The 23,720-nt window shown below is 33.3% G+C and carries 24 protein-coding genes and 3 pseudogenes; 17 read left to right on the forward strand and 10 right to left on the reverse strand.

Annotated features, from left to right (window positions below; all coding sequences use genetic code 11):
• Positions 1–71: 71 nt before the first annotated feature.
• The 3 genes and pseudogenes from Q9B79_RS07790 (at position 72) to Q9B79_RS07800 (ending at position 2,653) form a co-directional block, all read left to right on the forward strand.
• A complete protein-coding gene (locus Q9B79_RS07790; protein WP_306183269.1) occupies positions 72–857 on the forward strand; it encodes a hypothetical protein in 786 nt (261 codons plus the stop codon).
• A 476-nt stretch (positions 858–1,333) separates the two neighbouring features.
• A pseudogene (locus Q9B79_RS07795) lies at positions 1,334–1,889 on the forward strand (hypothetical protein).
• Between the two features lie 254 nt (positions 1,890–2,143).
• Positions 2,144–2,653 (forward strand): hypothetical protein, encoded by a 510-nt coding sequence (locus Q9B79_RS07800; protein ID WP_372339541.1) that lies wholly within the window; start codon positions 2,144–2,146, stop codon positions 2,651–2,653.
• Positions 2,654–2,762: 109 nt separating this feature from the next.
• Here Q9B79_RS07800 and Q9B79_RS07805 read toward each other — a convergent pair.
• Positions 2,763–3,002 (reverse strand): annotated as a pseudogene (locus Q9B79_RS07805) (N-acetylmuramoyl-L-alanine amidase); the annotation flags it as partial.
• 685 nt (positions 3,003–3,687) lie between these two features.
• Between Q9B79_RS07805 and Q9B79_RS07810 the strand changes: the two are divergent.
• Positions 3,688–4,080 (forward strand): annotated as a pseudogene (locus Q9B79_RS07810) (YxiF family protein); the annotation flags it as partial.
• A gap of 95 nt (positions 4,081–4,175) precedes the next feature.
• Here the strand turns inward: Q9B79_RS07810 and spoVS are convergent.
• The gene (gene spoVS, locus Q9B79_RS07815; RefSeq protein WP_097952820.1) at positions 4,176–4,451 is read right to left on the reverse strand and encodes a stage V sporulation protein SpoVS; all 276 of its coding nucleotides are present in this window, start codon (positions 4,449–4,451) and stop codon (positions 4,176–4,178) included.
• Positions 4,452–4,882: 431 nt separating this feature from the next.
• Between spoVS and Q9B79_RS07820 the strand changes: the two genes are divergently transcribed.
• Positions 4,883–5,440 (forward strand): preprotein translocase, encoded by a 558-nt coding sequence (locus Q9B79_RS07820; RefSeq protein WP_306183271.1) that lies wholly within the window; start codon positions 4,883–4,885, stop codon positions 5,438–5,440.
• A 143-nt stretch (positions 5,441–5,583) separates the two neighbouring features.
• On the opposite strand, the gene Q9B79_RS07825 is transcribed toward Q9B79_RS07820, so the two are convergent.
• Positions 5,584–7,185 (reverse strand): esterase/lipase family protein, encoded by a 1,602-nt coding sequence (locus tag Q9B79_RS07825; RefSeq protein ID WP_306183272.1) that lies wholly within the window; start codon positions 7,183–7,185, stop codon positions 5,584–5,586.
• A gap of 551 nt (positions 7,186–7,736) precedes the next feature.
• On the opposite strand from Q9B79_RS07825, the gene Q9B79_RS07830 reads away from it, so the two are divergent.
• The gene (locus Q9B79_RS07830; RefSeq protein ID WP_306183273.1) at positions 7,737–8,576 is read left to right on the forward strand and encodes an arylamine N-acetyltransferase family protein; all 840 of its coding nucleotides are present in this window, start codon (positions 7,737–7,739) and stop codon (positions 8,574–8,576) included.
• Positions 8,577–8,669: 93 nt separating this feature from the next.
• Here the strand turns inward: Q9B79_RS07830 and Q9B79_RS07835 are convergent, their stop codons facing one another.
• Both Q9B79_RS07835 and exsG read right to left on the reverse strand, forming a co-directional pair.
• Positions 8,670–8,879 carry a hypothetical protein gene (locus Q9B79_RS07835; RefSeq protein ID WP_000830253.1) on the reverse strand — a complete coding sequence of 70 codons (210 nt, stop codon included), beginning with the start codon at positions 8,877–8,879 and terminating at the stop codon, positions 8,670–8,672.
• A gap of 162 nt (positions 8,880–9,041) precedes the next feature.
• Complete coding sequence (exsG, locus tag Q9B79_RS07840) at positions 9,042–9,194, reverse strand: exosporium protein ExsG (RefSeq protein ID WP_000395678.1); 153 nt, start codon at positions 9,192–9,194, stop codon at positions 9,042–9,044.
• Positions 9,195–9,402: 208 nt separating this feature from the next.
• On the opposite strand from exsG, the gene Q9B79_RS07845 reads away from it, so the two are divergent.
• From Q9B79_RS07845 to Q9B79_RS07865, 5 genes are all read left to right on the forward strand, one after another.
• The gene (locus tag Q9B79_RS07845; RefSeq protein ID WP_306183274.1) at positions 9,403–10,359 is read left to right on the forward strand and encodes an excalibur calcium-binding domain-containing protein; all 957 of its coding nucleotides are present in this window, start codon (positions 9,403–9,405) and stop codon (positions 10,357–10,359) included.
• A gap of 203 nt (positions 10,360–10,562) precedes the next feature.
• Positions 10,563–11,270 carry an iron-sulfur cluster repair di-iron protein gene (gene ric, locus Q9B79_RS07850; RefSeq protein WP_306183275.1) on the forward strand — a complete coding sequence of 236 codons (708 nt, stop codon included), beginning with the start codon at positions 10,563–10,565 and terminating at the stop codon, positions 11,268–11,270.
• A gap of 409 nt (positions 11,271–11,679) precedes the next feature.
• A complete protein-coding gene (locus tag Q9B79_RS07855) occupies positions 11,680–12,642 on the forward strand; it encodes an AAA family ATPase (protein ID WP_306183276.1) in 963 nt (320 codons plus the stop codon).
• On the forward strand, positions 12,642–13,856 hold the full coding sequence (locus tag Q9B79_RS07860; RefSeq protein ID WP_306183341.1) for a DUF58 domain-containing protein: 1,215 nt from the start codon (positions 12,642–12,644) through the stop codon (positions 13,854–13,856). Before Q9B79_RS07855 ends, Q9B79_RS07860 begins: the two co-directional genes overlap by 1 nt.
• A complete protein-coding gene (locus tag Q9B79_RS07865; RefSeq protein ID WP_306183277.1) occupies positions 13,853–16,081 on the forward strand; it encodes a transglutaminase TgpA family protein in 2,229 nt (742 codons plus the stop codon). Before Q9B79_RS07860 ends, Q9B79_RS07865 begins: the two co-directional genes overlap by 4 nt.
• An 83-nt stretch (positions 16,082–16,164) precedes the next feature.
• Here Q9B79_RS07865 and bsaA read toward each other — a convergent pair whose 3' ends face one another.
• Complete coding sequence (bsaA, locus tag Q9B79_RS07870) at positions 16,165–16,647, reverse strand: glutathione peroxidase (protein ID WP_088609028.1); 483 nt, start codon at positions 16,645–16,647, stop codon at positions 16,165–16,167.
• Positions 16,648–16,871: 224 nt separating this feature from the next.
• On the opposite strand from bsaA, the gene Q9B79_RS07875 reads away from it, so the two are divergent.
• The 4 genes from Q9B79_RS07875 to Q9B79_RS07890 all read left to right on the forward strand — a co-directional run bounded on the left by Q9B79_RS07875 (position 16,872) and on the right by Q9B79_RS07890 (position 19,069).
• The gene (locus Q9B79_RS07875) at positions 16,872–17,081 is read left to right on the forward strand and encodes a DUF3925 family protein (RefSeq protein ID WP_000844978.1); all 210 of its coding nucleotides are present in this window, start codon (positions 16,872–16,874) and stop codon (positions 17,079–17,081) included.
• Between the two features lie 97 nt (positions 17,082–17,178).
• Complete coding sequence (locus Q9B79_RS07880; RefSeq protein ID WP_306183278.1) at positions 17,179–18,150, forward strand: MBL fold metallo-hydrolase; 972 nt, start codon at positions 17,179–17,181, stop codon at positions 18,148–18,150.
• A gap of 85 nt (positions 18,151–18,235) precedes the next feature.
• Positions 18,236–18,670, forward strand: coding sequence for a hypothetical protein (locus tag Q9B79_RS07885; protein WP_306183279.1), 435 nt, complete (start codon positions 18,236–18,238; stop codon positions 18,668–18,670).
• A 153-nt stretch (positions 18,671–18,823) separates the two neighbouring features.
• Positions 18,824–19,069, forward strand: a complete 246-nt coding sequence (locus tag Q9B79_RS07890) for a hypothetical protein (RefSeq protein WP_306183280.1) — start codon at positions 18,824–18,826, stop codon at positions 19,067–19,069.
• A 54-nt stretch (positions 19,070–19,123) separates the two neighbouring features.
• On the opposite strand, the gene Q9B79_RS07895 is transcribed toward Q9B79_RS07890, so the two are convergent.
• Complete coding sequence (locus Q9B79_RS07895; protein ID WP_306183281.1) at positions 19,124–19,804, reverse strand: DUF3600 domain-containing protein; 681 nt, start codon at positions 19,802–19,804, stop codon at positions 19,124–19,126.
• A complete protein-coding gene (locus tag Q9B79_RS07900; protein ID WP_306183282.1) occupies positions 19,801–20,379 on the reverse strand; it encodes a sigma-70 family RNA polymerase sigma factor in 579 nt (192 codons plus the stop codon). The genes Q9B79_RS07895 and Q9B79_RS07900 overlap by 4 nt, the downstream gene beginning before the upstream one ends.
• 206 nt (positions 20,380–20,585) lie before the next feature.
• Between Q9B79_RS07900 and Q9B79_RS07905 the strand changes: the two genes are divergently transcribed.
• Both Q9B79_RS07905 and Q9B79_RS07910 read left to right on the forward strand, forming a co-directional pair.
• A complete protein-coding gene (locus Q9B79_RS07905; RefSeq protein ID WP_306183283.1) occupies positions 20,586–21,572 on the forward strand; it encodes a quinone oxidoreductase family protein in 987 nt (328 codons plus the stop codon).
• 29 nt (positions 21,573–21,601) lie between these two features.
• Positions 21,602–22,240 carry a zinc dependent phospholipase C family protein gene (locus Q9B79_RS07910; protein ID WP_306183284.1) on the forward strand — a complete coding sequence of 213 codons (639 nt, stop codon included), beginning with the start codon at positions 21,602–21,604 and terminating at the stop codon, positions 22,238–22,240.
• Positions 22,241–22,284: 44 nt separating this feature from the next.
• On the opposite strand, the gene Q9B79_RS07915 is transcribed toward Q9B79_RS07910, so the two are convergent.
• Positions 22,285–22,668, reverse strand: a complete 384-nt coding sequence (locus Q9B79_RS07915; RefSeq protein WP_306183285.1) for a VOC family protein — start codon at positions 22,666–22,668, stop codon at positions 22,285–22,287.
• 55 nt (positions 22,669–22,723) lie between these two features.
• Positions 22,724–23,533, reverse strand: coding sequence for a sugar phosphate isomerase/epimerase family protein (locus Q9B79_RS07920; RefSeq protein WP_306183286.1), 810 nt, complete (start codon positions 23,531–23,533; stop codon positions 22,724–22,726).
• Between the last annotated feature and the right edge of the window lie 187 nt (positions 23,534–23,720).

Raw genomic sequence — 23,720 nt, forward strand, 5'->3', positions numbered from 1 at the left:
TTTTTTCATCACATATTTTCTTGTCCGCCCATACACTGGGTGGTAGGCATCATCATGAAGGAGGAATAAACATGTTCTATAATAATCAACCGCCTTACCCACAACAACCATTTTACCCTCAGCAACAGGAAGAACGGTATGAAGAACAATATGAGGAACAAGAACAACAATATGAACAAAATCCATACACAACACCACAAAATCAAGAAGCTAATTATCAACAAAACGCATACGACACACGTCCAAATTATGAATATCCTCAAAATCCATATGCAGCACCACAAAATCAAGAACAACAATTTCAACAAAACCCATATGCAATAACTCAAAATCAAGAAACTGAATATCAACAAAACGCATACGATACACGTCCAAATTATGAATACCCTCAAAATCCATATGTAGCACCGCAAAATCAAGAACAACAATTTCAACAAAATCCATACACAACTCAGCCTCAACAACCACAATATCAGCCGCAAATGTACCAACCAAACTATGACGCGCGTGTTTCACCCCCAGCACCACAAACAATTGATCCGGCACAACCACAAATTTTACCACCAGGCCCAACACTTGATATTACACAACCGCAAATCTTACCGCCTGGACCGATTACAGAACCAACGCAACAACAAATTCAACAAGTTGTCGGTACACAGTTTTTACCTTTAAAGAAACCTGTACTAGATTTTGTAAAACCTTGGGTAGATTACGGTTTAAATGAAGCAAAACATACATCACACAAACACGCTCTAACAGAAGTTGCTGCGATTATGTTTTTAGTTGGGAAAGGATTCAACCCGACGATTGCACATTATATTGTGGAATCTTGGGAGAAGAATGAGCAGTTTTAGGGTTGTTTATTTTTTGTTCAGAAAAACTATAAAAGCGTCGCAAATGCCTGTTATACAAGCATTTGCGACGCTTTTCATTTATTATATTCTACTTCAAAAGGATATTTCATATTTTTTCACATGTTTTTATATTATTTGTGAGCAAATAATAACCTTTTAATTAAACTGTATTAAATCCCCTTGATAAATAGGTATTAGCGTTCCCATTCTTGAACATTTGCTTATTTCAACAAAATTGTAAATAACTTAATGGACAAGTTTTATTTGGAAAGTGAATCTATGGGTGCATAAAAAAATCTCCCATACCTTGAGGAACCAATAAGGGGATTTTTTACAACCGTAATACATGTTTTCATATTGTTAAAACGTCCAAAATTTCTCTTAAGGATGAGAAAACTTCATATCTTATTTATTTAATTTATGCTATGGTACAATATGTTAATTAATTACAATACTTTCTAAATGGAGGATACATAATGAAAGCAACGAAACTCGTATCATTAGCAATACCTATTTTATTATTAAGTAGGTTGTGGGATAGGAGATAAAGGTTCTACCCCTAAGACTGAGGAAACTAGTAAAGTAATGTCGAAAACAGTAATATCTGAAAAACATTATCCGTATTATATTTGTGAGCAACTGGTAGAGTTTCAATACAAGAAGGACTTAATAGTGTTAAAACTAGGAGAAGCTACAAAGAATAATAAGGGGTATAAAGATGTATTCAAAACAGCAGACGATATGGTTCAAGCCTTAGACCGTATGGAGAACATAGAAGTACCTGATAAATACAAAGACATTCATAGACTCATACAAGAAGGAGTAACAGATGCAAGAAAGGGAACAAATTTAATACAAGACGCTAATAAAGAAGATGGACAGGAAATTCAACTAGCTATATTAAAAAGCACTCCATATATGTCAGGAGTAGATGGAGAACAGTGGAAAGAAGCAATTTATAAGTTAAACCAGGAAACTAAGGATGCCTACGCCAAAGCACTTGATAAGCAAATGGAAGTACATACAAAGTAATAGAGTAACTTGTAATAATACATACTTGATATATTATTTGATTTAGGGGCATCTTCATAAAGGTTGTACGCTCTATATTTAAAAATTTTCGTTTAATAGGTCTGATTATAAAACCAATATTAAAGGCATTATCTAAAAGTAAATTTTAAATATCATAGCAATAAAAAGGAGCCAACTCATAAAGCACTGTCCTTGATTCTTATGGACGAAGACGGATATAAGAAAGTAACTAATTAAAGTAAGGAGTAATGTACATGAAAATTAAAGTACTATTAGCAAGCGTAATCGGACTGATGCTCGTATGGTGTCTATCAGCTAAGGATACTATTACTATAGAAGAAGGGTTCACACATCAATTAGACTTTGAAAATAAGTTGAAAGAATACTCAAACGGTATGATTGAGATTGAGGATTCAAAGATAGAGTATCGTGAAAAGGAAAACGACAGAGTTTATTCCGCAAACTGGAATGGATTCACGATTTATTCAAAGATGGGTAAGAGTGATTGGGTATCAAATTCCGTTTCAGTTACAACAAACATGAGAGTATTTGAGGATAAGACAAAATATGAACAGTATCATAAACTAATGGAATGTTTGATTCGTATTGCAGACACAAAACTATCTATAGAAGAGATAGATAAGTTAGTCGCTAAAGGGGGAGACGAAAACGAGTCACCAAACACGTATGATTTTGGATATGATAGGTACGTAGGAAAAGACAAGACAAATCACATTAGTTTTACCATAACGGATAGAAAATGATAAGACCATAGTGATTGGTCTTATTTTTTGTCTCCTTTTAACCAATAGCATTTTGAAAAAAGCTATGCAACAAATAAAAAAAGCCGCCAATTAAGGACGGCCCTTGTTTTTACTTCACATACACATAGGCTTCATTCGCTGTTACATAGTATGTTTTGCCTTTGCTATTGTGTACTTTATATTGTAACGATCCATTGAAAATGACTTTCATATCAATTGTGAACCCTAAGCCTGCATCTACAGAGCCAGCAACATCTTTATCCTGCCAAGATGGAGCATCATGGCAACGTAGATTGTTAACTTTTGAAACAACACGCTTTCCAACAATAGAAGAATCTACTGTGCTTTTCTAAGTTTTCTTTCAAGGCTGTCATTCTCCCAACCTCGCTTTAATAGGATTATTTTGTTTTAATTCCATTTACTCTTTGCTAAAATTTAGTAAAAAACATCATGTTAATAAAGAAGCAATCATGAAGCATACTATAAACTTATGGTCTTTTATTTTTTCATTTATTTGTGTTGGTTTACTTGTCCTATACTTTGAAAATGAATCTATTAATACAGCGATGAATTGGAGTTCTACCGAACCAATATTTTTTTTACTAATATTAACAGCTTGGACATTCATTGGTGGCCTTATAGGAATGAATACGTCAACTACTGCGAAAACAACGGTTAGAAGTATAATTACAATCACACTTACATTGTTCTTACTTTTGTACTTAATATTACTAGTGTGTTTTAAGTATCTTTAATGGCATCGTAATTATTAAATTCATTTTTTTGATTTAAATATGATAAAACTAAATATTACGTCAATAATGTATATGACATTAGGTCTTCTCCTTGTTCCCTCTTAGAGAACCAAGCAGTTAGTGTTTGCTAGCTTCCCTTTTATTTTTATAAGTACAAACACAATTGCAGACAAGACATACACTATTTTATATTCCTTTCTTTTTATAATGAAGTGTAATACTCTCACAAGAGCGCTTTTTTAAAGTGCTCTTTTTGCGTTTTAAATACTTACAAAATGAATGGAGGCATTTATGGATGCAGAATCTAATGATTTATTTTGTAAAGAATTATTTAATGCGCTAGAACAAAATTCAAGTATAAAAAATTTTGGTAGCACTGATTATGAAGAAAACCGCCGACTTTCAATAACATTTTTAAAAGAAATAGTTAAAACTATTACATTTCCAGTTAATCAAGGGAGGCTCTTTTTCTCTAAGGGTGGTAAAATCGAAGCAGTTAAGCTGAACACTCCTGAACTGTTCGATAATTCAGAGAGATCATTAACTATTTGAAGATTTCTAATTAGATATGCAGATTTTGTATTAGTTGAGGATAATTTAGAATTCGGGATAGTTATTGAGCGCACTGAATACCACTACGAATTCAGTATGTGGGGCGTATCAACAGTTTGAAATACGAAAACACCAAAAGACCACCTCTGTTAAAAGTGGTCTTTTTATTACTTTGTTTATCAACCTTTTCAAATTCCTTTTGTTAACACTCTTTATTAAGACCTTTTCTTCCTAGGACCAATAATTAATTTAATCGCCGTTCTTTCTTGGTCATTAATAGTAACCTCTTGAAATGCTGGCACGAAGGCTAAATCGATACCACTTGGAGCAACAAACCCTCTTGCGATTGCAATTGCTTTAATCGCTTGATTTAAAGAACCAGCCCCAATCGCTTGAATTTCTACATTTCCACTCGTTCTTAGTACACCTGCAATTGCACCTGCCACTGAATTTGGTTTTGATTTTGAAGATACCTTTAATATATTTTCCATGTAAGTTGCTCCCTCTATAATTTAATTACTCCTTCGTTACGGTATAAAATATTTCAACGTATCTTTAACTTCTATTCACATCAAAAGTAAACAATGCTACATATGTACATTCATTCGATACTTTTCTTCTTCTTCCTGCCCTATTACATAAATAAAGAACAATGACTATAAACTCTAATATATAAATATTCAAATAATCAAGGATACTGGTTTTACTTTTACAGGTGTAACCTTGAGCCTCTATTAAACCTGCCAAGAGACTCCTTTGATCTTTTCACCAAATCATTAACCTTTTCTTCTTCAAAAATTGTTACAACTACTACTGGATTTCAATATATTCAAATTTTATACTTCTAAATCTATCACCTTATATATAAGACAAGCATAAAATACTATGTGTATACAATTCATTCACAACAGGGGGTAATATATTGGGTTCATACTATCATTCTTCAAACTCTAATAAAAAATGTTCATGTAAATCTTCTTCTAGCTCATATAAAAAATGCTTATGCAATTCCTCTTCTAGTTCCTGTAAAAAAAGCTGTCCGGCATACGGCACTTTTTGGCAAACAGAGTTTATAACTGTTCCTTTTGGAGATCCTTTTCCATTTAATCACGTTGGCCCTATAGCAGGAGGAGTTTCCTTACTAAATCCTACTACTATACAATTTAGTCAAGCTGGTGATTATAGGGTTTCTTTCATTTCAACGATTAACACTACTGTAAATCCTGTGTTTCCACATATTCCAGTCATGACTATATTTCTAAATGACAATCCACTTGCTAATAGTCAAGGTGACTTTGCTTTTCAAATGAATACTTCATCAAATAACGAATGCCTTCAATTAGCAGGTGAAACGATTGTTACAGTACCAGCTAATGCAACTCTTCAACTGAAAAATAACAGTGGTTTTAATCGTCAAAGTATTGCAACTTGTGATAATGGTATCAATGCAGTTGAATTAACAGTTATAAAACTAAGTTAATAATCATCTTCACATTCAGATGCTATTTCAGCATCTTTTTTTATTGAATAATGCTTTTCTAACCTAATAAACATGAAAAAAGTACCGAACTCTTCTACTGCAAAAGTTCGGTACTTTTTATATTAAAAGCTTCTCATTCCTTCTTAATTCTCCACATAAAATGACTTAACAATTGTACGACTATAAGGTTGTCCTTCTTTATTCATCCCTTTTATATCCATCGTAACGTTATATACTCCTGGTTGCTTTATGTCCTTCAAAGCACCCGTAAATGTATTATTATTAACATTTTGTAATTCACTATATTCAGAGACTAGTTTTCCTTCTTTATTCACGACTCTTACTGTTATAGAAAGATCCCCTTTCATTTCAGGTGCCATAGGTGATTTTTTCAGTTTATACTCAGATTTATTCGCTTTAACTTTTGTAGGCATTTGAAGAACAAATGGCGCGCCAGTCTTGTAATCGCTTACAACTAGATATGCATCTTTCGACTGCTTCGCCATCATTTTAACTTTCCATTCTCCTACATCCATTTTATCAAATTTAAATGTTCTAATTGTCGCACCATTAAAGAAAGATTCACCTTCGCCAGTAGTTATAACGCTATCCTTATTTGTATATTTTTTTCCTTTTGGTGATATCATTTGTACTTCTACATCAGACGAAGCAGTTAATATAGAAACGATTCCTTCCGCTTTTTTATCAACCGCAACAGTTTGCTCTATCCACTGATTTTGTGGCAATTCTCCTCCTAAAATGTTTTGGTTTGAAGTTGTATTTAATTGTTCTATGTTTTCATTTGAACTAGTGCTGGATGCTACTAAAGTTGGTACGGCTACATTTGATGTACGTAAATATGGCTCAATTCGCGAGAAAACAGCAGATCCTTTTCGTATGTTATCATGATCAAATCTGGAATCTGTAAATAAATGAGTTCCATACGGCAACTTAGCACTCCATTCATTTACTAGTCCATCATTTGAACCGTATGATGACAAATATAACCCGCCCATAGATAACGCAGAAAATACTGGTCCCCAGCTAGTCCCAGTAGCTGTATAGTAACGGTTTAATTTAGCTGCTGGATTATTATCAATCGTTGAACGAAATTTTGCCATTTCCCCCATTTGTAATGAGTACGTACCATCATCTTTTTGACCTAATATAGAAGCAAGCCATCCCGCCCACCAACTATATGATAAATCAGCTAAGTTTGATCCATGATGTGGTGTCGCAAGCGTGATAACATTTCCGACAAATCGATTTGCACCATATCCTACTAATGCAGCCTGTGTATCGATACCGCCTTTACTATGTGCTACAATATTAACTTTTTTACCGAAATGATTATATATTTCTTCTAATTTTTGTGCTAACAATTTTCCGTTATCCCACTGACTAGCTGATCCTTTTCCAGCAGCATCATATAATTGTATAAAAACTGTTTGATAGCCTGCTTTCAAAGCATAGTCATACATATCATTTATATCGTGATACACTGTCTTACCATACCAACTATCAGCATTCCCATTCCTCCCTTGTACAAAAAGAATTGGAGGTTTATTCTCATCATAATTAGCAGGTTTTTGGCCTAAAAACCAGTCTCCAGGTGTAAAGACTTCTTGATCTGGAAAACCTGTTTTAATCTCTTTTACAACTTCTGCTCGCACATTTGTGCTAATTATTGGGACCATGATAAAAAATACAATTAGTAAGGCAACATATCTTCTCATCAATCGCATGTTACTCCCCCCACTTTTTTTGAAAGAAGGTGCTCTTTGTAATATTTTTTTATCTTCCCTCTTAATACTAGATAATCTTTTTACTTAAACAAAATCTTGTCTTTATTCCCGTGAGATTACTAGTACCCCTTCTTCCTTAACACACGTTATTCTCTTTGTTTCTATCTCTTCCTTTTGAGAGAACACTATAAAAAAGTTTCTCAATAATTGTTAACCGTACTAAATCCAAATATCTTTAAATCATTATTGTCTATATAAAGTATACAAATCTTGAAAAAACTTTAGTAAAAAAACACTTTATTACCACCTAGTTATAAAAAAAGATTAATGAAGATATGTCCTTTTATTTAATTTAATATAAAACAAACGAATAGAAGCTTATGCTGTAAGACTTTCCTACGATTAAATATTAAACTGAAATTTCTAAATAGATAGTAAGGTTTCCAGAAACATATATTATGATAATTTTCACAGACTTGAATTAAACTTTTAGAAGTACTAACCTATCGGTGAGCAGAAGAAAATTCTGTAAAAAGAAAGGAGAATGCTTTATGATGACCAATTTACAAAAGGAATTTTTTAAACGACTAAAAATTCCTGCAAAAAAAATAACATTTAATGATTTAGATGAAATTCTCTTAAAAATGGGCTTGATTCTCCCCTATGAAAATCTCGATATTATGGCTGGTACTATTAAAGACATCTCAAAAAATAACTTAATAGAAAAGTTACTTATTCAAAAACGAGGCGGTCTTTGTTATGAATTAAACTCCTTATTGTATTACTTTTTAATGGATTGTGGGTTTCAAGTATATAAAGTAGCCGGTACCGTTTATGATCTTTACGATAATAAATGGAAACCCGATGATGGTCATGTCATTATCATATTAAATCATAATTATAAAGATTATGTTATAGACGCAGGTTTTGCATCTCATCTACCTTTACATCCAGTCCCTTTTACCGGAGAAGTCGTCTCTTCTCAAACGGGAGAATATCGAATTCGCAAACGAACTACCCGAAAAGGTACACACATATTAGAAATGAGAAAAGGAGCTAACGGGGAATCTACAAATTTCTTGCAATCTGAACCTTCACACGAATGGAAAATAGGCTATGCCTTTACTTTAGATTCAATAGATGAGAAAAAGGTGAATAACATTCAAAAAGTGATTGTAGAACATAAAGAATCTCCTTTTAATAAAGGAGCTATTACTTGTAAATTAACTGATTATGGGCACGTATCATTAACAAATAAAAATTATACAGAAACCTTTAAAGGCATCAAAAATAAACGACCAATAGAATCAAAAGATTATGCTCGCATTCTTCGTGAATCTTTCGGAATAACACAAGAAAAATATGTAGGAAAAACACTAGAAAGAGGATAGTTGACTAGAAGTATTTCATAATAAAGCAGATTCCATATTTAGAATCTGCTTTATTTTATATTTTGTTATAGAGAATTTTTTTGATGGTATCCTTTAATTTTCAATGATATACTCATCATCATATTTATCATATTGGAGGCCTGACCCTATTTTCGATTCCGTAACTTGATCTCTTAAAAACGGTGCAGCTTCCATTTTGCTAGTTGCAATTTCAATTCCATATTTTTTCGTTAAATGGGCTAACTCTATTAAAAACCACTCTCTTCGTAATGTAACTGGAATATCAAATGTTCTTCTTTTCATATATAATAGCACCTCTTTAATTTTCATAACTTAAAAAACATTATAGTATATGCATGTCCATTCTAAATGTGCTATTACTAAAATATTATTTTAGTTTACATAAAATAATTATTTATTAGTAGAAAGAGGCTTGTCCGCCTCTTTCTACTGTAGAGATTTAAATTAAGAACATCTTGGTACACCTAAAGCTAAGAATAAACCTGCTACTCCCGCAGTAATCGGTACTTTTAACGTAATAACATCGTCTACTTTCGTTACTAAAAAGAAAGCATTACCTTCTTGTAATATACAAGTTACCAATAATTGAAATTCCATTTAAACCCCCTCCTTTCAATCGATATATTATACTTTATGAATTCAATTAAAAAATGTAATAGGAAATATATCTATTTTTCCTTATATATAAAATAAATGTTTATAAGTCTATTAAAAATACTAATTTTCTAAATTTATATAAATCGTGTAATATCCAATAAGTTCCTATATAATCAATAGTGAAAATCTTACAAATGGAGGTATAAAAATGGCAATTTTGAGTAATATTGGTGCAGCTTTATTTTTTATTGCTTTTATTCTTTTAATTTTATGTATCATTTCATTCTTTAAGAAAAATGGAAAAGCAAAACAATATGGTCGTCCTACTGTTATTCTTTTTATGATTTCAATTCTCTTAATAGGAATGGGCACTACAAAATCTGAACACCCAGTCATCGATTTTTTTGCTACTTTAAGTTTAATTTTATTTATTTTTTTCCTTGTTCTAGCAATCTTATCCGTAATTAAAAAGACTGGTGTCGCAAAAAAACAATTTATTATCACTGCTATTTTATTTGTCATTTTTGTTGCACTTTCAAGTATTTCAGCTCCTTCTTCTGAAAAGACGGCAGCCACTAGTAAAAAAGTTACTTCTAACAATGCCGAAGAAAAAGAGAGCGAGAAGAAAAAAGAACTGGGGAAGAAAGAAGCGGACGAAAAAATGCAAAAGCAAGAAGATGAGAAGCGTCAGGTCGAAGAGCAAGCTCGGAAGCAAGAAGATGAAAAACGCCAAGCCGATGAACAAGCTCGTAAACAACAAGAAGAGCAAAAACGCCAAGCCGATGAACAAGTTCGTAAACAACAAGAAGAGCAAAAACGCCAAGCTGATGAACAAGCTCGTAAACAACAAGAAGAGCAAAAACGCCAAGCTGATGAACAAGTTCGTAAACAACAAGAAGAACAAAAACGTCTCGCTGATGAACAGGCTCGTAAGCAACAAGAAGAGCAAAAACGCCAAGCTGATGAACAAGCTCGTAAACAACAAGAAGAACAGAAAAACACACAGCAAGCTCAAACACAACTTGCTGCAGGAAATACTAGTAGTGCATATTACAAAAATTGTGCCGCAGTTAGAGCTGCCGGGAAAGCTCCTCTATATAAAGGACAACCAGGTTATGACTCACATCTTGATCGTGATGGCGATGGAGTTGCATGTGAAAAATAGTAGTAAAAAAGAAGCTTCTAGTAAGCTTCTTTTTTATTACACAGTATTGCAACTATTTATCTCCCCTCTCTCTTCCTTTTATAAAACTCATTTTATTATTCTCAAATCAGACACATAATAAGTGATTTCAATCACCACATTGATTTTCATTTATCGGTATTCTTAATTTAGATACTACATTAAAACTTTATGGAGGCATTCATATGGAACATACATTTACTGAAACTTCAATTGTTGGTGAGATTGTTACACAGTTCCCGAAAGCTAGTGATCTTTTTAAATCATATAGAATAGATTTTTGTTGTGGTGGTAATAAGCCACTTATTGATGCAATTCATGAAAGAAATTTATCAGCTTCTGAAGTAATTACAGAGTTAAATACGCTTTATCATAATACGAAACGATTAAATGAATCTGAAATTGATTGGAAAAATGCTTCTTATCGTGAATTGATTGATTATGTAATTAATAAGCATCATCGTTATTTAAATGAAGAGTTACCACAGTTAAGTCCATATGTGACGAAAGTGTTACGCGTTCATGGAGCGAATCAGCCTCATTTAGCTCAAATTCATAAGCTATTTCATGAACTTAAAATGGAATTAGAACAGCATTTAATTAAAGAAGAAACGAAAGACTTTCCATTAATTTTAGAATTTGAACAAAATCCAACTGATGAAAACTATGCAAAGTTACGTAAAGTAGTAGATGAACTAGAAAATGAGCACAATCATGCTGGAAATATTATAAAAGAACTTCGTAAAGTGACAAATGACTTTACTCCTCCAGAAGGCGCTTGTGGCACTTATCGACTTGTTTACCAACGTCTTGAAGCTCTAGAGTCTGATTTATTTGAGCATATTCATTTAGAAAATAATATTTTATTTCCGCGTGCGATTACGAAAGCATAAAGTGAAACTATAATGAGTGGCGGTTTTGTTCATCCCACACTTAACTTCTTTGCTCCAGCCGAGTTTTGAGGTAAAAGTTTTACTCCCCGAATAAATAAGTCGTAGGACATGAGTAGCAATGCTCATGTCCCTCTTTTTCATTGTGTGAAAAATATTTATACTTCTCAACTCTCTCTACCCATATAACCAAGCTTCCTATTCTATTCGCTTCTCTTTTCATATAAAACTACAAATCATTATTTACCATATTGCCCTTAGTTGCGGAAACAATTATACTAGATGTAATCAGATAAATAATCTGAATATTCTTAGAATTAAAGATAAGAGTTTCACTACTCGCAACTAGAAAGATAAACTCTATTTTCCACTAAATAAATTAGAAACCGATAATAACATTAGGAGGATTACGATGCACCAGCTTGATTCATTACATCCCATTATAGAAAAAATAATTAGTAATATTGAAAAGTTAATGGTCGGAAAGCGAAAAGAAACGATCTTAGCTTTGACAGCTCTCTTAGCTGAAGGTCATGTACTATTAGAAGATGTTCCTGGCGTTGGGAAAACAATGTTAGTACGTGCGCTTTCTAAATCTATTGATGCTGATTACAAGCGCATTCAATTTACACCTGATTTACTGCCATCAGATGTAACAGGTGTTTCTATTTATAATCCGAAAGAGCTCCAATTTGAGTTCAAACCTGGACCAATCATGGGGAATTTTATACTGGCCGATGAAATTAATCGTACATCTCCAAAAACACAGTCTGCTTTACTTGAAAGTATGGAAGAAGGCAATATTACAATAGATGGCATGACAAGACCGTTACCAAAACCGTTCTTTGTAATGGCTACACAAAATCCGGTCGAGTATGAAGGAACATATCCTTTACCAGAAGCACAGCTCGACCGTTTCTTATTGAAACTAAAAATGGGATATCCTACACAAGAAGAAGAATTTGAAATTTTAAACCGGATGGAAAAAACGAATCCTCTCTCCCATTTACAAGCTATTACTACAATAGAAGAATTACTTTATTTACAACAGAGCGTACGGGAAGTAAGTATGGACAAGGCAATCAAGCATTACATTGTAAAGCTTGTTAGTCAGACTCGTTCTTATAGTTCTATACAGCTTGGTGCAAGTCCACGTGGCTCGATTGCTTTAATGAAAGCTTCACAAGCTTATGCATTTATCCATGGTAGAAATTATGTTATTCCAGACGATGTTAAATTTTTAGCTTCTTACGTATTGGCTCACAGACTCATTTTAAAAATGGAGGCAAAATTTGAAGGAATTACAGGAGAACAAGTTATCGCAAAAATCGTTGCGCGAACTACCGTACCTACTCAAAGGAAGATGAATCTTTGATGAAACGGATACTACGAGCACTCTATCATTTTACTAAGTTATCACTCATTCCTTTATGCCTAGTCTTAATATTTGTATACGCTATGCTTCAAGGAGGATTTGTAAGTTGGTTTTTGTTTTACAGTATAATTCCTATTGGCCTTTATTCACTATTACTCCCCTTCTATGCTTTACGGAATGCTGAAGTAAAACGAATAACAAATCAAGACGAATATGTAGCAGGAGAACCATTTTTAAGTACGATTACAATAAAAAGAAGTTTTCCTTTTCCCTTACTTTATTTAATTATAGAAGATGTGTTGCCATCACAATTTACAAATTGTAAACAAACGAAGATGAATAAAGTAATACTCTTTCCAGGATTGAAACGAAATATTTCGTTTCAATATGCAATTGAAACAATCCCTAGAGGAGAGCACGCTTTTTCAAGCGTACGTGTCAAAACTGGTGATTTATTCGGTATGATGGAGAAAGAAGTAACTTTTTCAGTTCCAGATACATTTTTAGTCTATCCCCAATATGTAGATATAACATATCGACAAATGGAAAATCATTTCGAACAAGGAGCACTTTCAGCAAATATAAATTTAGTAAAAGACTCTTCCATTTCTGTCGGTGTGAGAGACTATAAACCTGGTGACCGCTTTTCATGGATTGATTGGAAAGCAACTGCCCGAACAAACAACATTATGACGAAAGAGTTTGAACAACAGCGCAGCCATAATATTATGATATTCATGGACAGAACCCCATCCCCTCTATTCGAATCAGTCGTCACATTTACTGCCTCTATTGTCAGGTCTGTCTTGAAGCAAAATTCACCAGCGTCATTCGTATCTGTCGGAAAAGAACGAACTTTTTTCCCTTTAGACAATGGAGATAGTCAGTTGCATCAAATCTTTTGTCATTTAGCAAAAGTACAAGCAGATAGTGTATTCCCGCTCTCCCGGAGTGTAGAAATGGAATTAAGAAAAATTTATGAGCCCGTCACGATTGTACTCGTGACAAGCGATCTTTCTCCAGATATCCAAAAGGCAGCTGACTTTGCTGCTATTAAAAATAGAAAATTAATGGTGTTTGTCGTAAAAGAAAAAGCAAATCAACTCTCACATCGAGAACTCAGTATTCTAGAAACTCTACAAAAACGAAAAATATTTGTAAAAGCGGTTTATGAAAACCACTATACAAACGTATTTTTTGAGGTGAGCAAATGATAACATTACAAACAAAAAAACAATTGGATATGAACAGATTTTTCATGCATGCATGCGCATTTCTACTTTTACTAGAATGGCTAAGGCCCCTCATAGGTATTACAAACGTAGGTAGATTAGATATTTTTGTAATATTTATAGGGATTTGCTTCACTCTCTCTTTTTTTCAAACAAAGTGGCAGATTCCAATAAAGATCATCACGATTTTATTCATCATTCATTTCCTATATTATAAAAATGCTTTTATAAATCCATCTTGGCTAACGAAATTTTTTACTGATATTTCTCGAAATTTCTCCCTGTTATTTCAGGGGAATTTGCTAGATATTTCTCCAGTTTTTCCAACACTTTTATTTTTTATATCATTTTGGTTTTTGAGTGCTTTCATCTCTTTTTGGATGATTCATAAAAAACGTGGGTTGTTATTTCTTTTATTGACTATCATTTATATTACCGTTTTTCATAACTTACATTTATATCATGCAAACTACGCTATTGTTCGTACTGTTGTCATCGGCTTTTTTATGCTTAGTCTTCTTCGCATAGAACGAATAAAAGAGATGGAACACTTACAAAATTATGCTAGAGAAATCTCAAAATTACTTAAACCTCTAACAATATTTATTGTATTATTAGCAACCATCGCATACTTTGCTCCAAAATTTGGCCCTCAATGGTCAAACCCAATGGATTTTTTAAAATTCAATACATCCGAAACAAGTAAAAAACAAGAAGTTTCTAAAATTGGGTATGGTTTAGATGACTCGCGACTAGGCGGTCCTTTTAAGGAGGATCCTACAATTGTTTTCACAGCGCAAACGCAAAACAAACAATATTGGAGAGTTGAAACGAAAGATTTTTATACCGGAAAAGGCTGGGAGGTTTCTGAAAATCAAAATAAGATTTCTTTTAAAAATAAAAACGACGTCGTGAGCTGGTACGAACAAAATACAAAAACGGAGACAACTACGGCAACAATCAACATGCAAAAAAGCTATCCCCACCTTACCTATCCAGCAGGATTAGTATCTGTTGAGGCTCCTTCTAATGTATCATACAGCATTGATCCATTTTCAGAAAAAATCTATACGATGGACGGAGACTCTTCTACTACTTTACATTCATATAAAGTAACGTATGAGGTCCCGGAGTTTTCCATAGAAAACTTAAAAGCTGTAAAAACGAATGAAGCTCAAGAAACAAATCCTTATTTCATAACAAAGTACACGCAACTTCCCGAATCATTACCGCAGCGAGTAAGAGACTTAGCTGCTAATCTAACAAATGATAAAGACAACCGATATGATAAAGTATTAGCTATTGAAAATTACTTCACCGACCATTCTTTCGTATATGAAACAATGAATGTGTTGTTCCCTGCCAAAAACCAAGATTATGTAGATCAATTTCTTTTCGATACAAAAAGCGGCTACTGTAATAATTTCTCAACATCTATGATCGTGTTACTTCGTTCTGCTGGAATTCCCGCTCGATGGGTAAAAGGTTATACAGAAGGAACTCTTGATAACACACTAGTTGGTGCAGAAGGTGAGGATGTATATAAAATCGCGAACGATAACGCACACTCTTGGGTCGAAGTATATTTCCCAGGATACGGATGGATTCCATTCGAACCAACAAAAGGATTTACCAATCCCTATAATTTCACAAATAATACTCCTGCTCCTACTTTACAAAATAGCGAAGAAACTAATTCTCAAAATGCGCAAATGCACCAAAGAAACAATGAAGCAAAGCTCAAAAGTTTAATAGAAGATACAAAAGAAACTCCTACTAAAAAATATACAAATTCTAAAAATAAATTTTCTTGGTGGTACGTATTCCTTTCTATGATACCAATTAGTATTATCGGCTATACTCTCTTTGCTACTAGAATGAAATGGATTACATTTTTTATCATTCTTTTCTATAAATATCAAAAAGATGATGCTGTTTATAGCAAAGCTTACAGCGCACTTTTGAAACAATTTGCGAGAATCGGTATACGACGGGGTGAAAGTCAAACATTCCGAGAATATGCTCTCCACATCGATACACTTTACAACTCGAATGATATGCAACAGTTTACTTTCAGTTATGAAAACGCTATGTATCAAAAGGGACAGGTCGCAGCGGAATGGGGAAAATCCGTACACTTATGGGAAGTCCTTATGAAAAAAGCAGCTTCTCCGCCTAAATCAAATGACTTCCATTCAGCGATTTAATCTTGATAATGTGAGTTGAAAGAAAACGCCTCAAAGAACTACATTGTTCTTTGAGGCGTTTTTTATTAAAGTGAAACTTCTAGTTATTCTCCAAGTACTTTCTCAATCTCAACTTCTAAATCTACCGGCTTTGTCTGCGGTGCAAAACGCCCTACTACTTTCCCATCTTTTCCGATTAAAAACTTAGTAAAGTTCCATTTCACTGCTTTCATACCTAGTAAACCTGGTGCTTGTTCTGTCATGTATGTATACAGAGGATGAGCCTTATCACCTTTCACATCAATCTTTGCAAACATCGGGAAATTCACACCATAGTTTAATTCACAAAAACTAGTAATATCTGCTTCTGTACCTGGTTCTTGTCCTCCGAATTGGTTACAAGGGAAACCGAGTACTTCTAGTCCTTGGTCTTTATATTTATCATATACTTCTTGTAATCCTTTATATTGTGGTGTAAAACCACATTTGCTAGCTACATTTACAATTAGAAGTGCTTTTCCTTCGTAATCTTTTAACGATTTATCTTCTCCTGTTATCGTTTTAGCTGAAAAATCATAAACTGTCATTTTCCTTACCCCTCTCTTCACTATCATTCTATGTTTATACTATACTACATTCATGAATATACAGCTCTTATTACGTACTTACAGGCTAAAATAATAGCGCTTTATTTCCGTTCGAAAATTCGACACAAACTCCTAGACTTTTATGTTGGAAAGTTTTACAATTGAATTGTGAACAAAATGTGACAGTTTATATTCCATTATAAAAGAAAAGGATGGTGTTCATTATGAAAACTGCACAACATGAAACGATTTCAAATCGCGAGTTTTATTTCGTACTATATATGATGTTATTGTATGTGATTGGCTGGGTAATCGATGTAAATGGTTTATTTTTAAGCTCCTACTTTAATTTAGCAGGAGAGATTATGCTTCCATTAGTTGGTGGGATTGTTGGACTATTCGTTATGTCTATTAATAAACAACAAAGGCAATAATAACATGACAAAAAGGCAGAAGACGGAGCTTTCGTTTTCTGCCTTTTTGTATTTTTAGCGTATAATAGTTACATATCGTATATAAGGAGTGGTAAAGATGAAAAAGGTAGAGCAATTATCTTCTCACCTATATCTTATTGATGATTTCGATTTACAACATAATGAACGAACTGGTACGTACGTTTTATTAGGTGACGATATTACTTTAATTGAAACTTGTGCAGCCCCTTCTCTTCCGTATATTTTAGAAGGCTTACAACAATTACATATTGATTTAAACGATGTAAAAAACATTATCGTTACACATGTTCATTTAGATCACGCCGGGGCTGCTGGTTTAATGATGGAAAAGTGCCCAAGTGCTACTTTATATGTACATTCTCGCGGTGCTCGTCATATGATTGATCCAACAAAACTCATTTTAGGCGCAAAAGCTGTGTACAAAGAAGATTTCGATAGACTTTTCGATCCAATTCTTCCAATTGAAGAAGAACGTGTTCGTATTGTACAACATGGTGATACGTTAAAGATTGCAGAAGACCGCACCCTTACATTTTATGATACACCTGGACATGCGAAGCACCATATTAGCATTCATGATTCATTAACAAACGGTATTTTCACTGGCGATACAATTGGAATTTATTATAGAGAACTCGCAGACCTTGGTGTAGAACTATATTTACCATCAACGTCGCCTTCACAATTTCAACCAGATGCAATGATTGCTTCTAAAAATCATATTCTAAGTATGAATGTAGATACTATTTATTTCGGTCATTACGGTGCATCCTCCAATGTTACAGAAGTATATAACCAACTGGAACATTGGCTACCTATTTTCGTTCATACTGGTAAAGAGGTCTTTGAAAAGTATAATGATTTCGATGAAGCGACTAAAGCTTTACAAACTGTATTAATGGATAAGATCTCTTCTCATCTTACAAAATTAAACGTTCCATCAGATCATTCCGTTTATAATATTTTACATCTAGATATAGAAATTAGCGCGATGGGCATTATTGATTATTTCACGAAGCAAGCAAAAGCAAACTCCACTATTAACTAACAGTAAAAGAAGAGATATACAACAGTTGTTATTGTATATCTCTTCTTTTTTTGAATATATTTTGAGTAAAGGGTGGTGGAATATAATGCAAAAAGTGATGCTATACCTCTGCTTCACATTATTTATCGTCTTATTATTATTTGTCGGAGTGAAAATTCAATTTTATTTAGATACAGACGCGCAAGTAAACTTTAACGTTTATCCAAGATTATTCTACTTTACACTCTTCCCTCTTATAGTCGGCATTTTATTACGATTCCTTCAATCTATTAATCGCGAAACGAGTAAACACAACTGGAGCTTTCAACCGGATAAATTTATTGCTATTACGTTGCCTACTCTATTTATTTCCTTTTCTCCAGCTCTACTCTTTTCACCGGTTGGTTCGTACTTACCTTATTTAGCTAATATTATTCTTATAAATACAACTTTTGTTACGATAATTAGTTTAGTAGCTGGTTATTCCCTTTTAGATTGTTTTATAAAAAAAGACATTGCAAATATGAAAAAATATAATTGATAACCAATACTTAAATGTCATTGGTTTTGGCGGTTTATTTATAAATGCAATATTACTTGTAAAAGTCGCTATACATGAGAAAAGGAAATTTATGTTAAACTAAAAGGAGTCATGTATTAAGTCAAATTACATTTCAATCAAGGGAGAATTATTATGTATAGATTTTTTGGATTCTCGTGTCTAATGTTTCTCGCAAGCATATTTTCTTTCTTTATTTTAAGAGGGCCTAATGCAAATTTAACTTTAGTTATTTCCATACTAGGTATTCTTTCATTACTGGGGATTATTTTTGCGATAGCATCAAAAAATTGGTTATTCGGAATAGTTGGTACAGTATTAAATGGACTAATACTAGTAGTTTCATATTTCCTATCGCTAGCAAAAGGCATAGGTGGTTAATATATTTACGTTTCAATAAGAAAAGCTCAGAGCTTAGACTCTGAGCTTTTTTACTTATCGCACCTTTTCATTTACATACTCCATAAACTGCTCTGCTTTCATAAATCTTTCTTTATATGCCTCAGGTACTTCTTCTAGTTTTATTGCACCGGTTGATTTTGTCTTCACTCGTACTATTTCATGTGTCATTAAAGCTTCCATATAGCGATCAAACTCTTCTTGCGTTAATACTTCTCTACTTGACTTATGACCATTTAATTTATCAAAGTATGGTTGAAGGCCCATACTTACCTTTTTCATTTCTTCTCTTTTTGCTGGCGATAATGCATCATAATCAATATTACCGTTCGAATCTCCGTACGCAAGCTTTGCATTTGTTAATTTCTTTAGTTCTTTTGTAAACACTTCATATTCTTTTGTACCCATTTCATCTTTTGCTTCTGATAGCTTTGCACTAAAACGCATGTACGCCTCTAATGTCATCGCTCCAGCATGTTTTTTTAAATTCTCGAAAGATCCGTATATACCATCCGCCATAATAGATTGATACGCAAAACCCGTCGTCGGGATTAAAAGAGCTGCTGCAAGTACTCCTGCGATAAGACGTTTTTTCACCTTACTTCCACCACGATTCATTTTTATTTGAACGATTACTTTTTCTTTTAACTCCGGCGGGGCAACAATCTCCTTCGCTTCCTCTTGTATAGATTCTCTAACTCTACAATCTAAACTCATTTCACATTCCCTACCTCTCCTAAAAAGATTTCTTCTATTTGCTCTTTTTGACGTAGTTTCTTTAAGGCCGAATGAATTCTAGATTTCACAGTACCAATTGGAATATGTAATATTTGTGCTACTTCTTCTTGAGAGTAGTCGTGTAAGTATCTTAAGATAATAACTTGTTTCAATTTATACGGTAATTTATGAATAAGTTCGATTAGTTTTTGGTTTGATATTTTACTTACAACATCGTTAGAAAAATCAATTTGTACTGGTTTTCTTTGCTCTTCTGCTTTTTTTATAATTCGTAGTCGCATCCACCTCTTTCTTCTATAAGAGTGAATTTGTTTAATAGCAAGTCCAATTAGCCAAGGACGAAATGGCTTCTCGCTATCATACTTACGAAGCGATTCATATAGTTGTATGTATATTTCTTGAACAACATCATCTACATCCGCTTTATCATCTATTAAAAAATGTGCTGTCTTATATACTTCGTGAATCGTTACATCATACAATTCGCTATACGCTTCTTTATTGCCTGATAAAGTTAATTTGATTAAATCTATATACACTGTTTCATCCTTCATATACCATCCCTCCTTTGTCTTACACTTTATATTGGCAAGTAATCCATATTTCGTTCGATTTTTTCAAAAGTTTTTTATATAGATTAATATAATGATTCAATATGTTCATAAGCTTCACTTATAACTACACATAACTATTATATAATTTTCCAATTTCTGATAAAGATTTAAAATGATTTATATAGTCAAATTTAGGGGGATATTTAATGAAAGCTATCATTGTAACGTCGTTCGGTGGTCCTGAAGTGATGCAATATACAGATGTGGATATGCCGGTTATTTCAAACAATCAAGTTTTAATTCGCGTGGTTGCTACTAGTGTAAATTTCGCCGATATTAAATCCCGTTATGGTAAAAAAGGAAATAAAGCACTACCTTTTATACCAGGGATAGATGTCGCTGGTGTTGTAGAACGAGTCGGTTCTCATGTAAAAAATATTTATCCTGGACAGCGAGTCATCGCTTTTCCTCAAAATGGATCTTACGCAGAATATGTTGTCGCAAACGAAAATCTTATTTTTGCTTTACCTGATGAAGTCGATTTCCAAACTGCAGCTGCTTGTCCGATCGTAACTTTCACAAGTTATAATTTACTCGCAAATGTTGCAAGGATTCAACAAGGTGAGTCTGTGCTCATTCATGCAGCTGCTGGTGGAATTGGTACTACAGCAATTCAACTTGCAAAACTATTAGGGGCTGGAACAGTTATAGGTACTGTCGGAAGTGAAGCAAAAAAAGAAATTGCTTTAGAGGCTGGAGCTGATTATGTTATTTGTCATCAAGATGAAGATTTTGTAGAGAAGGTCAATGAGCTGACAAATAGCGAAGGGGTCGATGTAATTTTAGATTCTATTTCTGGAACGGTTTCGGAAAGAAGTTTAAAATGTCTTGCTTATTATGGTCGCCTCGTTCATTTCGGTAATGCTAGTGGTGAAATTGGCAATTTCCAAACGAAAGATTTACATGCAAGTTGCCGCTCTATACTCGGTTTTAGCTTTGGAACTACACGAAAAAAACGTCCTGAACTACTCCAAGAAACTGCAAATGAAGTATTCCGTTATTTGCGTGACGGACGTTTGCAAATTAAGGCTACGAAATCTTTTCCACTTCAAGATGCAGGGAAAGCACATGAATGGGTCGAAAGTAGAAAAAGTACAGGGAAAGTAATACTAACTGTTCAGTCCTCTTCCTGAAATGAATACTTGAAACCGAGGTGTCATTCATGGGATCACGAATTATGCATGCTATTATCGCTAACAAGATTGCCGAAAAACTATGTATTCAAGATAAAACTTCTTTCATACTTGGAGGGGTAGCCCCTGATGCGGTTCATTCAGCAGAAGAAAAAGGAACTTCACACTTTTACGCTGGTACAACGAAAAATTATACGAGAAGGATAGATTTCAATTCTTTTTTTCAAAAATATAGAGATCATATGGATTCCCCTTTTCTCTTAGGCTATTACACACATCTCATTGCCGATGACAATTGGCTAAGTGGCTTTTTTCTACCGTGGCTAAAAAATAGAATCGAAAATGACGAAACGATCGCACCTATGTACTATAACGATTTTAAATTATTAAATGCAAAGTTGCTTCATCATTACGATAAAGAACAACAGCTCTTCTCACTTCTCAATCAAGAAGCTCACATTGTGGATATTGAAGAGGTTTCTAAAGAAAATGTTTCAGAATTTCGAAAGTATCTTTTTGAAGATATGTTGTATCCAGAGCAACATTTGCATGAAGACTTACAAGTATTTACGTTTAATCAAATCGTTGGTTATATTGAGACAGCTATTGAAAAAGGCGTATTTTATATTAATCAACTCTCTAATGAAAAATCTACTTCAAACATGTAACCCCCCTCAATATATTTGAGGGGGTTTTTTACAAAGCAATATTATTATTTGTTCTTTTCCATAACCGCAAAATAATTCCCTTCACTATCAGCAAAGTTAAACACTTTACCAGAAGGCATAGTTACCATTTCGCCAACAGTAACATTTTTATTTTTTAAATCTGTATATAATTGTTCAAGATTTTCTGAGAAGAACATTAAAGATGGTGTACCAAGATTTAATTCTGGGCTCATTTTAGAAATCACTTCTTTATTATGTAATATAATGCTCGTTTCTGCACCGCTTTTCGGAGCGATTTCAATCCATCTCATTCCTTGCTTATTATCTTCTTCTGCAACTACATGAAACCCTACCTTTTCTGTCCAAAAATTGACTGCCTCATCTTGATTGTTTACATATAACATAATTTGTCCAACTTTATGAATCATTTCATTTCCCCCTAATGGTTTTTATATTCTATGTAGGTTTCTACAAGTGCTATCGTTATTCCTTTTGAGTTGATATGTACTTCTTTGCAAAATTTATCGACTGACTCATCCCATCCAGTTCGTCAAAATAATCATTTCTTTCAATCATGTTATATCCGTCGAATCCAATTTCATCTAATACCTTAAAAAATATATCGAAATCCACTTCACCATTTCCCGCTGCGACTTCTATATACTTACTTGAATTTTTATTTTTTACTTCTTTACAATCTTTAATATGAGTTTGTACTATATAATCTTTTAATAGTAATAAACCTTCTACCGGATTTTCATTTACATCACTTATTATATTTGCTGGGTCAAAGTTAACAGCTAGTCCTTTTGAGTTTATAGTTTCTAAAAATCGTTTTAACACTATTGCTTTTTCAGATCCTGTCTCAATAGCGAAGACTCCTCCAAATTTGAATGCTAAATTCCCTACCTCATAACAAACCTGTTCCATTTTATCATAGTACGCACTTTTTTCATCATCTGGAATTCCCCCAATATGAGCTGTTATTATCTTTGCTCCCAGCTCCAAACCTCTGTCAGTAATATGTTTAAACTGATCTATTGCACGGTCAACTTCCATTCCTATAATTCCATTTTCTCCAAAGTTAATTGCTAATGACGGAACCTGTATTCCATTAAAAAATAAACTTTTCTTTAAAGTAGTCCATTCTACCATTGGAATATTAGCTAAGTTGAAGTTCTTATTCATAGCATACAATTGAATATATTCTAAATTCCATTCTCTCGCCTTTTTTATTCCTTTGTATACTTCAATATGTTTCGTATTTAAAAACATCCCTAATTTCCTATTCATACATGTACCTTCTTTTTATTATTTCGTATCAGTTTAATATTCGACTCTTTTTATATTACTTCCTTGTACATATGTTGATTTAAAAAATGATGATAGATATATTTTAATAACCATTAATAAACCTCCTTGTATTATTCAATTACAAATAAAAAAGACGTAACTACAAATAGTTACGTCTTTCCCATTA

The organism is Bacillus sp. MHSD_36 (assembly GCF_030757775.1).
Taxonomy (GTDB): Bacteria; Bacillota; Bacilli; order Bacillales; family Bacillaceae_G; genus Bacillus_A.